At 40.0% G+C, this 13,366-nt stretch carries 12 protein-coding genes and 1 rRNA gene; 5 read left to right on the top strand and 8 right to left on the bottom strand.

The window, feature by feature from the left end; translation table 11 throughout:
- Window positions 1-380: ribosomal RNA gene (locus BFP75_RS03325) — 16S ribosomal RNA — on the bottom strand; the annotation flags it as partial.
- Window positions 381-1,015: 635 nt separating this feature from the next.
- Between BFP75_RS03325 and thrS the strand changes: the two genes are divergently transcribed.
- The 4 genes from thrS to rplT all read left to right on the top strand — a co-directional run bounded on the left by thrS (window position 1,016) and on the right by rplT (window position 4,388).
- Window positions 1,016-2,962 carry a threonine--tRNA ligase gene (gene thrS / locus BFP75_RS03315; protein ID WP_099543238.1) on the top strand — a complete coding sequence of 649 codons (1,947 nt, stop codon included), beginning with the start codon at window positions 1,016-1,018 and terminating at the stop codon, window positions 2,960-2,962.
- Window positions 2,963-2,984: 22 nt separating this feature from the next.
- A complete protein-coding gene (infC, locus tag BFP75_RS03310; protein ID WP_099543237.1) occupies window positions 2,985-3,539 on the top strand; it encodes a translation initiation factor IF-3 in 555 nt (184 codons plus the stop codon).
- Between the two features lie 161 nt (window positions 3,540-3,700).
- The gene (gene rpmI, locus BFP75_RS03305) at window positions 3,701-3,898 is read left to right on the top strand and encodes a 50S ribosomal protein L35 (RefSeq protein ID WP_099543236.1); all 198 of its coding nucleotides are present in this window, start codon (window positions 3,701-3,703) and stop codon (window positions 3,896-3,898) included.
- A 145-nt stretch (window positions 3,899-4,043) separates the two neighbouring features.
- Window positions 4,044-4,388 (top strand): 50S ribosomal protein L20, encoded by a 345-nt coding sequence (gene rplT, locus BFP75_RS03300; protein WP_099543235.1) that lies wholly within the window; start codon window positions 4,044-4,046, stop codon window positions 4,386-4,388.
- Between the two features lie 316 nt (window positions 4,389-4,704).
- Here rplT and BFP75_RS03295 read toward each other — a convergent pair whose 3' ends face one another.
- Window positions 4,705-5,127, bottom strand: coding sequence for a secondary thiamine-phosphate synthase enzyme YjbQ (locus BFP75_RS03295; protein ID WP_099543234.1), 423 nt, complete (start codon window positions 5,125-5,127; stop codon window positions 4,705-4,707).
- Between the two features lie 88 nt (window positions 5,128-5,215).
- Between BFP75_RS03295 and BFP75_RS03290 the strand changes: the two genes are divergently transcribed.
- Window positions 5,216-6,025: an HAD family hydrolase gene (locus BFP75_RS03290; protein ID WP_099543233.1), complete on the top strand. Its 810-nt coding sequence runs from the start codon at window positions 5,216-5,218 to the stop codon at window positions 6,023-6,025.
- Here BFP75_RS03290 and BFP75_RS03285 read toward each other — a convergent pair.
- The 6 genes from BFP75_RS03285 to tgt form a co-directional block, all read right to left on the bottom strand.
- On the bottom strand, window positions 6,022-7,284 hold the full coding sequence (locus BFP75_RS03285) for an asparagine synthetase B (RefSeq protein ID WP_240531684.1): 1,263 nt from the start codon (window positions 7,282-7,284) through the stop codon (window positions 6,022-6,024). The genes BFP75_RS03290 and BFP75_RS03285 overlap by 4 nt on opposite strands.
- Before the next feature lie 123 nt (window positions 7,285-7,407).
- Complete coding sequence (gene dnaB, locus BFP75_RS03280; protein ID WP_099543232.1) at window positions 7,408-8,958, bottom strand: replicative DNA helicase; 1,551 nt, start codon at window positions 8,956-8,958, stop codon at window positions 7,408-7,410.
- Between the two features lie 166 nt (window positions 8,959-9,124).
- A complete protein-coding gene (locus BFP75_RS03275; RefSeq protein WP_099543231.1) occupies window positions 9,125-10,078 on the bottom strand; it encodes an acetyl-CoA carboxylase carboxyltransferase subunit alpha in 954 nt (317 codons plus the stop codon).
- A gap of 118 nt (window positions 10,079-10,196) precedes the next feature.
- Window positions 10,197-11,126 carry a DMT family transporter gene (locus BFP75_RS03270; RefSeq protein ID WP_099543230.1) on the bottom strand — a complete coding sequence of 310 codons (930 nt, stop codon included), beginning with the start codon at window positions 11,124-11,126 and terminating at the stop codon, window positions 10,197-10,199.
- Entirely contained in the window at window positions 11,113-12,195 is a 1,083-nt protein-coding gene (locus BFP75_RS03265) for an LptF/LptG family permease (RefSeq protein WP_099543229.1), read from the bottom strand. The genes BFP75_RS03270 and BFP75_RS03265 overlap by 14 nt, the downstream gene beginning before the upstream one ends.
- Entirely contained in the window at window positions 12,195-13,325 is a 1,131-nt protein-coding gene (gene tgt, locus BFP75_RS03260) for a tRNA guanosine(34) transglycosylase Tgt (RefSeq protein ID WP_099543248.1), read from the bottom strand. Before tgt ends, BFP75_RS03265 begins: the two co-directional genes overlap by 1 nt.
- Window positions 13,326-13,366 lie beyond the last annotated feature (41 nt).

Below are 13,366 nucleotides of genomic sequence, written 5' to 3'. Positions count from 1 at the left end.
CCTCCATTGTCCAATATTCCTCACTGCTGCCTCCCGTAGGAGTCTGGTCCGTGTCTCAGTACCAGTGTGGGGGATCCCCCTCTCAGGGCCCCTACCCATCGTAGCCTTGGTAGGCCGTTACCCTACCAACTAGCTAATGGGACGCATGGCCATCCTCTACCGCCCGAAGGCTTTAACCGTAATTATGATGCCATATAACGGTACTACGGGGCATTAATCCAAGTTTCCCTGGGCTATTCCCCTGTAGAGGGCAGGTTCCATACGCGGTGCGCACCCGTGCGCCGGTCGTCAGCGGAGCAAGCTCCCTGTTACCCCTCGACTTGCATGTGTTAGGCCTGCCGCTAGCGTTCATCCTGAGCCAGGATCAAACTCTTCATCGTTGTTCTGTTATATGTTTCCCAACGAACCAAAAATCCGAACCCCGGCCCCGATCGTATCGATCTAATTCTTTATATTCTTTTTTTCAAAACGGTAAAAACCGTCCCGAAAATCTCTCCACAATATTTCAATGAACCAACTTTTTGTCGCCCAGCGTTTCGCTAAGCGGGTGCAAATATACGACTGTTTCCTTACCCGGCAACTTTTTGGAAAGAAAAAAATACTTTTTTTCCGGCCCCGAAGCAAAACAAAAAAAACAACAATGAACGTTCGCACCTTATACTCCCCCAGCCGCCAAAAAAATCCTCCAACGGCTAACGGGCTGCAAATGTAAGCCTGTTTTTTAAAATTCAAAGAAAAAAAATCACATTTTTTGGACTTTTTTTCTCCATAAATCACAACAATCTTAAAATGAGATAATTGTATATTTTAAAAGAAAAAGGGCCTTGAATTTAGTGAAAAAATCTTTCCTCGCAAAGAAAAAAACAACATAATAACTCCCCTGTACAACCAAGGGAAATTACAGGTTGTGAAATTTACCAGAATAATTACCATTTTTCTACTAAAACATATTGTATCATACTATTGCGGACATAACAACAACATAGTATCTTTGCTCCCCGTATAAAATTACATCATGATAGAGATTGTATTGCCAGATGGCTCAAAAAAGGAATTCCAAAAAGGGGCTACCCCTATGGACGTAGCCAAAAGCATTAGTGAAGGACTTGCCAGAAATGTTATATCCGCAAAATTTAACGACACAACTGTTGAAAGTACCACTCCCCTAACTGAAAACGGATCTCTGACCTTATTTACATGGAACGACAAAGAAGGTAAGAAAGCCTTTTGGCACTCAACCTCCCATATTGTCGCACAAGCACTTGAAGTACTATATCCCGGTGTAAAACTAACTATAGGGCCAGCAATAGAGAACGGGTTCTATTATGATGTAGACCTACCTGAAGGCACCATATCCGAAAAAGATTTTTCCAAAATTGAACAAAAGGCCTTGGAAATTGCCCGCGGTAAACATGACTACAAGATGCGACAAGTATCCAAATCGGACGCTTTAAAATTTTACAAAGATCAAGGCAATGAATATAAGGTCGAGTTAATTGAAAATTTAGAGGACGGCTCTATAACATTTTGCGACCATGATACTTTTACCGACTTGTGCCGAGGCGGGCATATTCCCAATACCGGAATTGTAAAGGCAATTAAAATCTTAAGTGTTGCAGGAGCTTACTGGCGAGGTGATGAAAACAAGCCCCAATTAACCAGGGTGTATGGTATATCCTTTCCAAAACAGAAAGACCTTACCGAATATTTAGCGCTTTTGGAGGAGGCAAAAAAAAGGGACCACAGGAAATTAGGAAAAGAATTGGAACTTTTCGCTTTTTCACAGAAAGTGGGACAAGGACTTCCTTTATGGTTACCAAAAGGTGCAGCCCTACGGGAGCGCCTTGAACAATTTCTGAAAAAGGCGCAAAAGCAAGCCGGGTATGAAATGGTGGTTACCCCGCATATTGGACAAAAGGAGCTGTATGTAACATCCGGACATTACGCAAAATATGGGGAGGATAGCTTTCAACCTATTCACACACCCAAACAAGACGAAGAATTTCTCTTGAAACCGATGAATTGTCCCCATCATTGTGAAATTTACAACACCCGTCCGTTTAGTTATAAAGAATTACCTAAAAGGTATGCGGAATTTGGCACCGTTTACAGATATGAACAAAGTGGGGAACTACATGGCCTTACAAGGGTTCGCGGTTTTACCCAAGATGACGCACATATTTTTTGTACACCTGATCAATTGGATCAAGAATTTAAAAATGTCATTGACCTATCCCTTTATGTTTTGGGCTCTTTGGGTTTCGAGGATTTTACCGCCCAGGTCTCAGTACGAGATTTGGACAACCCTGAAAAATATATAGGTTCCGTTGAAAATTGGGAAAAAGCGGAGCAGGCGATTATAAATGCTGCGAAAGAAAAGGGCCTTGACTATGTCATTGAACATGGAGAAGCCGCCTTTTACGGTCCAAAGTTGGACTTTATGGTTAAAGATGCGCTTGGTAGGCAATGGCAATTGGGAACCATACAGGTTGATTATAATTTACCCGAAAGATTTGAACTGACCTATAAGGGGAGCGACAACGAATTGCATAGGCCGGTCATGATTCATCGTGCACCATTTGGCAGTATGGAACGTTTTATCGCTCTTTTATTGGAGCATACAGGAGGAAATTTTCCACTATGGCTAATACCGGATCAGGCCATTGTCTTGCCAGTTAGCGAGAAACATGAAAAATATGCTGAAAAAGTTTTAAAATCGCTAGAAATTAACGAAATTCGCGCCCTTGTAGATAATAGAAACGAAACGGTCGGCAAAAAAATACGGGAAGCGGAGATGAATAAGATTCCATTTATGCTTATCGTAGGGGAAAACGATGAAAGCTCCAACACCATTTCAGTAAGAAGGCACGGTGGTGAAGATTTAGGAGCCATTACCATTGGAGCATTTACCGACTTGGTATCTAAGGAAATAAATAGTACCTTAAAGTCGTTCAAAAATTAAGTTTAATTAAAAATAGTAAGTCATAGCAATACGTAAAAGATTCAGGCCTCAACCTAGAAGGGAAAATAAAAACCCTCATAATATTAATGAACAGATACTTGCTCCGGAAGTCAGGTTAGTTGGTGACAACATTGAAGTTGGAGTATATCCTATTCGAAAAGCCTTGGATATTTCCAAGGAACTGGAATTGGATTTAGTTGAAATTTCACCAAAGGCGGATCCTCCTGTTTGTAAAATCATAGATTACAAAAAGTTTTTATACGAACAGAAAAAAAGGGAGAAGGCCATGAAAGCCAAGGCTTCCAAAGTTGTTGTTAAGGAAATTAGGTTTGGACCGAATACTGATGACCATGACTATGAGTTTAAAAAGAAGCATGCTGAAAAATTCCTGAAAGATGGTGCAAAGTTGAAAGCATACGTTTTTTTTAAAGGACGATCGATAGTTTATAAAGATCAGGGAGAAATTCTGCTTTTAAAACTAGCATCTGAACTGGAAGAACTTGGAAAGGTAGAACAAATGCCAAGGTTGGAAGGAAAAAGAATGACCATGTTCATAGCTCCAAAAACAAAAAAATAAAATCTTCGGTTTTTATAACCTACCGAAGCTATTTAAATAAAAACTAAACGCTATTAGTAATTCACTGATAGCGTTTGGCTTGGAAAGAGACCCTTAAGCAACCTTCTGGGTCCAAAATATAGAAGGTAGTAAGTGAGATTTAATCAAAAAAATAGGAGAAAATGCCTAAACAAAAAACAAAATCCAGTGCCAAAAAGCGTTTTAAGCTAACAGGTACGGGTAAAATCAAAAGAAAGCACGCTTTTAAGAGCCACATTCTTACTAAGAAATCTAAAAAGCGTAAACTTGCTTTAACGCATGATACTTTGGTTCATCCAAATGACGTTAACAGCATCAAGGAACAATTACGTTTAAAGTAAAAGTTCAAAAGGTAAATTTATTAACCATGGAGTTAGGCCAATCAAAAAGAGTTAAAAAGTTAAAAGTTAAAAGTTAAGAGCCTCTAAAAAACCTTGACATACAACGGATAACCATTTAATCGCCTACTACAAAAAACGAAAAAAAATGCCAAGATCAGTAAATGCAGTAGCTTCCAGAGCCAGGAGAAAAAAGGTAATGAAGCAAGCCAAAGGTTACTTTGGAAGACGTAAAAATGTTTGGACAGTAGCCAAAAACGCGGTCGAAAAAGCAATGTTATATGCTTATAGAGATCGAAAAAACAAAAAAAGAACATTCCGTTCATTATGGATTACCCGTATTAATGCAGGTGCCAGACAGCATGGAATGTCCTACTCACAATTTATGGGTAAAGTAAAAGCCAGTGGAATTGAACTAAATCGAAAGGTTCTTGCAGATTTGGCCATGAATCACCCAGAAGCTTTTAAAGCTATCGTAGAGCAGGTAAAATAAATTAAAAACAAATCTCACTTAAAAAATCCGACCTTTTAGGTCGGATTTTTTGTTTTCCAATATTAACTCACTTTTACATTGACCACCTTACACTTCCCACAATCCATTAGCGCATCCTTATTTTTACCATATCCCTAAACAAGCCATTAATCATCTCCTATTTGGGAAGATTAAAATTTCCTTTTTCAAACTTTCGTTCATTGTGTGAGCCAAGAACCCCAAGACCTATTCCGTGACTTCTTAAAAGGCAAATGATTTAGGTTTGTATTCTCTTCAAAATCGATGCCTCCTACTTCATTACATAAAGATTACTTTGTCAATTACCGAAGATGGTAACCACCAATGTTCTACCCGAAGCATGGTTTCTGTGTTCACAAAGATATATACCTTGCCAAATACCTAAGTTAAGTTTACCCTGTGAAATAGGAATTTGAACCGATGCTCCCATTAAGGAAGACTTAATGTGCGCGGGCATGTCATCGGTCCCTTCATTGGTATGCACATAATACGGGGCATTTTCCGGTACCATGATATTCATATGGCTTTCAAAATCACTTCTTACCGTAGGGTCTGCATTCTCATTAATGGTAAGGCTTGCCGATGTATGTTTGATAAAGACATGACAAATTCCTGTATCAATATCCTTTATTTCTGGACATCTTTCCAATATCCTATTCGTTATTAAATGAAAACCTCTAGAAAATGTGGGAAGTGTAAACTCTTTTTGAAACCAATGCATGCCAATTTCTTATTAAATAAAGGTAAAACTTTACCTATTACTTATTAAATAGATATCGTTGAAATATCTTTGCCCCTTATTTAAAAATATGGATTTATCTAAAATACGGATGGTCGTCACCGATATGGACGGTACCTTACTCAACTCAAATCACGAAGTAAGTGATGAATTTTTTAAACTTTTCGAACATTTACAAAGTAAGGGAATTCATTTTGTAGCGGCCAGTGGTAGACAATATAATAGTATTATTGATAAGTTGTATCCTATTAAGGACGATATCATCGTAATCGCCGAAAACGGGGGATTTGCAAAACAAAGGGACCATGAAATTCTATCTACCCCCCTTAACACCCAGTTTGTTTCCGAAATATTGAAAACAATAAAGCAGGTTCCCAATACCTATCCCGTTCTATGTGGCAAGCATATGGCCTACATTTCAGGTGAATCCGATGCATTTGTTCAAAAGCTCAAAGAATATTATACGCAATTTGAAATACTGAATGAATTAAGTATTGTGGATTCAGAAATCATCAAAATTGCCATTTATCATTTTGATGATTCTGAAACATACATATACCCCCATGTTAAACACTTTGAAAATCGGATGAAAGTCAAAGTTTCAGGTGAAAATTGGGTAGATATATCAAGTCCCAATGCACATAAAGGATTCGCCCTGGAAAAAGTCATGCAGCTCTATGGCATCACATCAAATGAAATTATGGTGTTTGGGGACTACAACAACGATTTGGAGATGCTGGCCCTTTCCGATTATAGCTTTGCCATGGAAAATGCCCATCCTGCCATAAAAAGGGCCGCCAAGTACCTTACATTAAGCAATGACGCAATGGGGGTTGAACATCAGTTGAAAAAATTAACTGACTATTTATTGACCAATTAAGTCTTTTGTTTTTTCTTTCTAGCCGCAGGAAACAACACATTGTTTAAAATTAATCGATACCCCGGCGAAGTTGGATGCAATTCCAACTCCGTTTTTGGATCCCCTACCCTGTGTTGATAATCCTCAGGATCATGACCACCATAAAACGTGAAAAAACCCTTCCCTTTTATACCATGAATATAGCGGGCCTCGCCGTTCAATTTATTTTCCCCTAGCACCAATACGGTTGGTTTGATTTCGGAACGCTCAAAAGCCGTGGTCTGTCCCATAAACCCTTTCACAAGCGTGGTATGGTTTTGACATAGCATGGTAGGAACGGCATCCCATTTGGCCGAAAAATCCATTAGGGAAAAATAGTCCTGCTCTTTAGGGACATTCCCCCTTTTTGAAGTCATATCTATGGAAGAAAATTCATATTTGACCGGACTTCTTTCCAAGATAAAATCCGTGAAAGCAAAGGTTTTGTCAAAGTCCAAACTTGCCTGATAATTAGGGTCTGATGGGTCGCCATCAAACATGGGCTCACAAATATCCACTCCGTCTGCCGCAAGTGCTATATCAAAACTATCGGTCGCAGAGCACATGGCGAACATAAAACCACCTCCAATTACATAGTTTCTGATCTTTAGTGTGACGGCCAGTTTCTCATCTGAAACTTTATCATAACCTAATTTTCGGGCCAACTTTTCCGCTTCCTTCTTACCTTCGATATACCATGGAGTAGCCCGGTACGCACCATAAAACTTGCCATATTGTCCCGTGAAATCCTCATGATGCAAGTGTAGCCAATCATATAGGGCCAGCTTATCCTCCAAGACCTCCTCATCGTACACTGTGACATAAGGTATTTCGGCATAGGTTAACGCCATGGTAACCGCATCGTCCCAAGGCTGGTTTTCCTTAGGGGAGTACACCGCAATTTTGGGTGCCTTCTCCAAAATTACCGCATCTTGATTCTTGGACGGACTACTTATTTCATCGAGTATTGTATTTGCTTGGTCATCCGAAATTATTTCAAAGGAAACGCCCCTGATTTGGCACTCTTTTCGTATAACTTCGCCATCTGGCAAAAGAAAGGATCCTCCCCTATAATTAAGCAACCATTGTACTTTTTGCTGTTTGGAAAGTACCCAATAGGTAATTCCATAGGCCTTTAAATGATTTTTTTGGGATTCAGCGTCCATGGGTATAAGAATGGAAGAGGCATGCCCCAAATGCGACATAAAAAATATTGCCAGTAAAAAAAAAATTCTATTCATACCACATATTTCAATTGGTCTTCTACCAAAAATAAACGAAAAAAAACGCTCCCGTGTTTTAGGAGCGTTAAAGATTTTTAAAATTAGACCGATTAAAATCAAAAAAATGAGTGCCTTACGACCTTAAAATGGTACATCGTCCTCATCTTCTGGGTCCAACCCGTGATTCATGGAGCTACCAAAGGCGTCGTCAGCACTTGGAAGGTTCTTCGTTTTAAAAGGGTTCTCCTCATTATCGTTCATTTTGGACTGAAACTCAAAAGGCGAATCGAAATCGTCCAAATTATCGAATTTACCCTGACTTCCAATAAATTTAAGTCGGATATTGTCCAGTCCACCATTTCGGTGTTTTGCTACAATAAACTCCGCTTGGCCTTGGGTTGGGGTGCGTTCTTCGTCGTCCCATTCCTCAATTTTATAGTATTCGGGTCTGTAAATAAAAGAAACGATATCCGCATCCTGCTCAATAGCCCCGGATTCCCTCAAATCTGAAAGAATAGGCCTTTTGCTACCACCTCTGGTCTCAACGGCCCTTGAAAGCTGTGACAAGGCGATTACGGGCACGTTCAGTTCCTTTGCCAATGCTTTTAAATTCCTGGATATCGTTGATATTTCCTGTTCCCTGTTTCCCCCTTTTTGACTACCACCGGCCGTCATCAACTGCAAGTAATCTATCATGATCATTTTAATGCCATGTTGGGAAGCCAGTCGCCTTGCCTTGGCCCGCAGATCAAATATGGATAAGGAAGGGGTATCATCAATGAACAAAGGAGCTTTTTCCAAGGTTTTTACCTTTACGTTCAATTGTTCCCATTCGTGTTTTTCCAATTTGCCCGTTCTCAATTTCTCCGAAGAAAGACCCGTCTCAGATGAAATCAATCTAGTTATCAACTGTACAGAGGACATTTCCAAGGAAAAGAAGGCTACTGGAGTGTTTGAGTTTACAGCCATATTTCTGGCCATGGACAAGGTCAACGCCGTTTTACCCATACCCGGACGCGCGGCAACGATTATTAAATCACTTGGTTGCCAACCAGAGGTCAACTTGTCCAACTTATCAAATCCGGAAGGTATTCCACTAAGACCCTCCCTATTGGCGATCTCCTCGATTTTCTTCTTGGCTTGTATCACCAAATTCTGGGCGGTTTCGGCAGACCTTTTTAGATTACCTTGGGTGACATCATACAATTTTGCTTCGGCATTGTCCAAAAGGTCAAAAACGTCCGTGCTTTCATCGTATGCATCCTCAATAATCTCGTTTGAAATTTTTATCAAGCTGCGCTGAATGTATTTCTGAAGTATGATACGGGCGTGGAACTCGATATGTGCCGAAGATGCCACTTTTTGGGTCAATTTTATAAGGTAAAAATCACCCCCAACGGCCTCCAACTTTCCAGCTTTCTTCAATTGGGAAGAAACGGTTAATAAATCCACGGGTTGCGATTCCTCGAACAATATGAATATTGCCTCATAGATAAATCTATGGGCATCCTTGTAAAACACATCGGGATGAAGAATATCTATTACTTCATCGACCCCCTTTTTGTCAATCATCATTGCACCAAGCACAACTTCCTCTAAGTCAACCGCTTGTGGCGGTATCTTTCCTCTTTCAAGGCTAATAATTGTAGATTTGTCAATCTTTCGACCAACAAAAGGTTGTGTGTTCTCCATAGTGCGAAAATATACAATTAACCTTTAGTTAACTTTAATTGAGGTGCAACCAATGTCCACAGTTAACTAACAATTGCCTGTTGATAAAATACAATTTTATGTTGATAACATAAAAAAACCGAAGATGAAAATCTTCGGTCCAATGTGATGCAGTTAAAATGGTAGTTTAACCATTAAAAACACCCATGTTGGCATATTTTTCCATCCGTTGTTTCACCAATTCTTTTGGTGATAACTTTTGGAGTTCCTCATAATGTGCGGCAATTTTGTTTTTGAAGATTTCAAAGGTTTTTTCCCTGTTGGTGTGTGCCCCTCCTGCGGGTTCTTTGACAATTTCATCAATCAATTTAAGTTTTTTCATGTCACTGGCCGTAAGCTTCAATGCTTCCGCCGCCCTTTCCTTAAATTCCCAACTTCTCCAAAGGATTGATGAACAGGATTCTGGTGAAATAACCGAATACCAAGTGTTTTCCAACATCAAAACCTTGTCTCCTACTCCAATCCCCAAAGCACCTCCCGAAGCTCCTTCGCCAATAATGGCAACGATGATGGGTACTTCCAATCGCGTCATTTCCAAAATATTCCGGGCAATTGCCTCTCCCTGACCTCTTTCCTCCGCCTCAATACCTGGATAGGCACCAGGAGTATCGATAAGTGTTACTACTGGTATGCCGAATTTCTCGGCAGATTTCATCAATCGTAACGCCTTTCTATACCCTTCTGGATTGGCCATTCCAAAGTTCCTATATTGTCTTGTCTTGGTGTTGTAGCCTTTTTGTTGCCCAATGAACATATAACTCTGATCACCTATTTTACCCAATCCCCCGATCATGGCCTTATCGTCCTTTACGTTACGATCCCCATGCAATTCGAGAAATGTATCTCCACAAATGGCCCTGATATAATCCAACGTGTAGGGTCTGTTTGGATGTCTCGATAATTGAACACGTTGCCAAGGAGTGAGGTTTTTATAGATTTCCTTCCTTGTCTCCTCTAATTTCTTCTCTATTTGTTTACAGGTTTCGGATACGTCTACATCACTTTCCTCCCCTATAACAATACACTTGTCCAATTGGTCTTCCAATTCCTTAATTGGAAGTTCAAAATCCAAATACTCCATAGTTTTCAATAAGATTTCGTTCGTTGTGCAGGCAAAGATAAAACTTTAATGGGTAATCTGCCCATAGTCAATTTGACAGATAGCTTGGAAGGTACAGCTTCCAACATTATCCGCACTTTCAACTTTTGTTACCATATAAGAAATTCCTTGCTTTCCTTATGGGCAGTTTGTTTAGACTTGCCCTGTATTTTAAAATCCCGTTCAATATCACCGTACACAAAATAATTAGGGCACCTATATAAAACAATGGATCCAATTGTTCTTCCGACCCAAAAATAACCCAAGCCAATAAGATACCGTAAACGGGTTCCAAATTTGTCGTCAACATTACGGTATAGGGTGTCAATACTCGCATCACTTTTATGGAAGCAAAAAAAGCATAGGCAGTACATATAAGGGCCAGAATAAAAATATACGACCAATCCATCTTGCTTAGTTGAAAAAATTCCGACGAAAAACTGCCTCTTATGGCCAAAATCAAGGAAAGAAACAATACTCCAATACTTAATTCATAAAATGATATTACAGAAGGTTTATTTTGTTTTACCAGTTTTCCATTGACCAATGAAAATACCGCGGCCAAAAAAGCAGAGAATAAGGCCACCAACATACCATAAGTATGGTTGGACTCCACCCTAAAGATCAAAACGAGCCCTGCAATGACCAAGACCCCAAACAACAATTCATATGCAATTACTTTTCGCCCAAAAACAAAGGGTTCCATCAAAGCGGTAAAAAAAGCTCCCGTGGACATCATGGCCAGCGCCACGGATATGGTGGAAATCTTTATGGCATAAAAAAAAGTGACCCAGTGACCGGCAACCACCATCCCTCCAAAAATCAGCCAACCCAAAGTCCTTCTGTCTACCTTTAATCGAAGGCGAACCACTAAGATGTAAATTAAAATAAAAACAGAAGCCAATAACATCCTGTACCATACCAACGGTAGGGAATCAATGGAAATCAATTTCCCCAATATCGCTGTAAAGCCCCAAATAAAAACAATTATGTGTAAATGGATCAGATTGAGAATTCTATCTTTTTGCATTTTGCAGAAGATAAAAGGCCAATAGGCCAAAAAGTACATTGGGAATGATAACCGCCAATAATGGCGAAAATCCGGACTGTTCCGCGAGCGTTCCAAAAACCTTGTCAAAAAAGATAAACACAAAGGCCACCAAAATACCAAAGGCCAGGTTTACACCCATTCCTCCCCTTCTTTTTACCGAGGAAACCGCTACCGCTATTATGGTGAGAATAAACGCCGTTAAAGGCAATGCCCATCGTTTGTATTTGACCAGAATATAGGTATTGATATTGGATGCTCCCTTTCGTTTTTGATCGGCAATAAATTGATCTAGTTCAAACAGGTTTTTGGTCTCTGCTACATAGGAAACGGGGGTGAGATCATCTATTTTAAACGAAAAAATCGTGTCCAGTCGACGTTTGCTCTCCAAGATTGCAGAGTCCCCTACCATTTTCCGTTTTACATAGGAAGTAAGCCTATAATTACTGTCCTTTTCCACCCATCGGATATTTACTGCGGATATTTTAAAATCGAGCTTGTTGTCGCTATGGAACCTTTCATAGGTGAAATTATGCCCCAATTGCCTCGCGGGATCAAAACTACTAACATAGATAAAATCCGTTTCATTGAGTTGGTTAAATATATTGTTGGTAATCCTGTCCTGCTTACCGCGCTTAAGGTATTTAAATTTGAATTCATTAAAACCGATACTTGCCTGAGGAACAATGAACATGGTCATAAAGAACATGATAATGGCGATGATGGTGGCCCCGATCAAGTAGGGGCGCAGGAATCTACCATACGAAACACCGGAACTTAATATGGCAACGATTTCCGTATTATTGGCCAGTTTTGAAGTAAAAAAAATGACCGATAGAAAAAGGAAAATAGGAAAGAGAAGACTACCTATGTAAATGGTAAAATTTAGATAATAGAACAGTATTTCATTCAATGGTGCCTCATTGTCGATCATCTTCCCGATCTGCTCCGCCAAATTTACCATTATCCCTATTGGGATGAATAAGAGCAGCATCAAGGCGAAAGTGGCCAAGTAACGCTTTAATATATATTTGTCTATTATCGAGAGCACTACAGTCTTTTGTCCATTTGTTTTACCATGCTATTTTTCCAAGTATAAAAATCCCCGTCCAAAATATGCTTTCTTGCTTGACGCACCAACCAAAGATAGAATCCTAAATTATGAATAGTAGCGATTTGTTTTCCCAAATATTCATTCGCCACGAACAAATGTCTTAAATAGGCCTTGGTGTATTCCCTATCAACAAAGGTAGTTCCCATTTCATCAATGGGCGAAAAATCATCCTCCCATTTTTTGTTCTTTATATTGATGGTGCCGTGTGCCGTAAAAAGCATCCCGTTTCTTGCGTTTCTGGTTGGCATTACACAATCGAACATATCTATACCAAGTGCAATATTTTCCAAGATGTTTATGGGAGTACCAACCCCCATTAAATATCTGGGTTTGTCCTCGGGGAGGATTTCGCAGACCACTTCTGTCATGCCGTACATTTCCTCGGCAGGTTCCCCCACGGAAAGTCCGCCAATGGCATTTCCCTCAGCACCCGCGTTCGCTATATATTCCGCGGACTGCCTCCGTAAATCCTTGTACGTAGAACCCTGTACAATAGGGAAAAAACTTTGGGTATAGTCGTATACAAAAGGGGTCTTTTCAAGATGGTTTATACAACGGTCCAACCATCGGTGGGTCATATGCATGGAACGCTTGGCATAATTATAATCACAGGGATAAGGGGTACATTCATCAAAGGCCATGATGATATCCGCACCAATGACCCGTTGGATTTCCATGACATTTTCCGGGGTGAACATATGCATTGACCCGTCAATATGGGATTTAAACTTTACGCCTTCTTCCTTTATTTTCCTATTCCCGGACAGTGAGTATACTTGATACCCACCACTATCGGTCAGGATATTCCGGTCCCATCCCATGAATTTATGAAGTCCGCCAGCTTTCTTTAGAATATCGGTCTTTGGTCTTAAAAAAAGATGATAGGTATTGCCCAATATGATGTCAGGGTTAATTTCGTCCCTCAACTCCTTTTGATGTACTCCCTTTACGGATGCAACTGTTCCAACGGGCATAAAAATAGGCGTTTCTATGTTTCCATGATCTGTGGTAAGGGTACCCGCCCTTGCCTTGCTTAGTGAATCTGTGTGATGTAATGTAAATTTCAATATGCTTGGGTAAACAACCTCTAGGTAACCTGCCAGTAAAT

The sequence above is a fragment of the Maribacter sp. 4G9 genome (assembly GCF_002742265.1).
Classification (GTDB): domain Bacteria; phylum Bacteroidota; class Bacteroidia; order Flavobacteriales; family Flavobacteriaceae; genus Maribacter.
The sequence above is the reverse complement of the archived record's forward strand: the minus strand, read 5'-3'. Positions and strand labels throughout refer to the sequence as shown.

Coding starts and splice junctions, on each gene's coding strand:
- thrS (WP_099543238.1), top strand. CDS start 1,016: ATGATAGAGATTGTATTGCCAGATGGCTCAAAAAAGGAATTCCAAAAA.
- rpmI (WP_099543236.1), top strand. CDS start 3,701: ATGCCTAAACAAAAAACAAAATCCAGTGCCAAAAAGCGTTTTAAGCTA.
- rplT (WP_099543235.1), top strand. CDS start 4,044: ATGCCAAGATCAGTAAATGCAGTAGCTTCCAGAGCCAGGAGAAAAAAG.
- BFP75_RS03295 (WP_099543234.1), bottom strand. CDS start 5,127: ATGCATTGGTTTCAAAAAGAGTTTACACTTCCCACATTTTCTAGAGGT.
- BFP75_RS03290 (WP_099543233.1), top strand. CDS start 5,216: ATGGATTTATCTAAAATACGGATGGTCGTCACCGATATGGACGGTACC.
- BFP75_RS03285 (WP_240531684.1), bottom strand. CDS start 7,284: ATGAATAGAATTTTTTTTTTACTGGCAATATTTTTTATGTCGCATTTG.
- dnaB (WP_099543232.1), bottom strand. CDS start 8,958: ATGGAGAACACACAACCTTTTGTTGGTCGAAAGATTGACAAATCTACA.
- BFP75_RS03275 (WP_099543231.1), bottom strand. CDS start 10,078: ATGGAGTATTTGGATTTTGAACTTCCAATTAAGGAATTGGAAGACCAA.
- BFP75_RS03270 (WP_099543230.1), bottom strand. CDS start 11,126: ATGCAAAAAGATAGAATTCTCAATCTGATCCATTTACACATAATTGTT.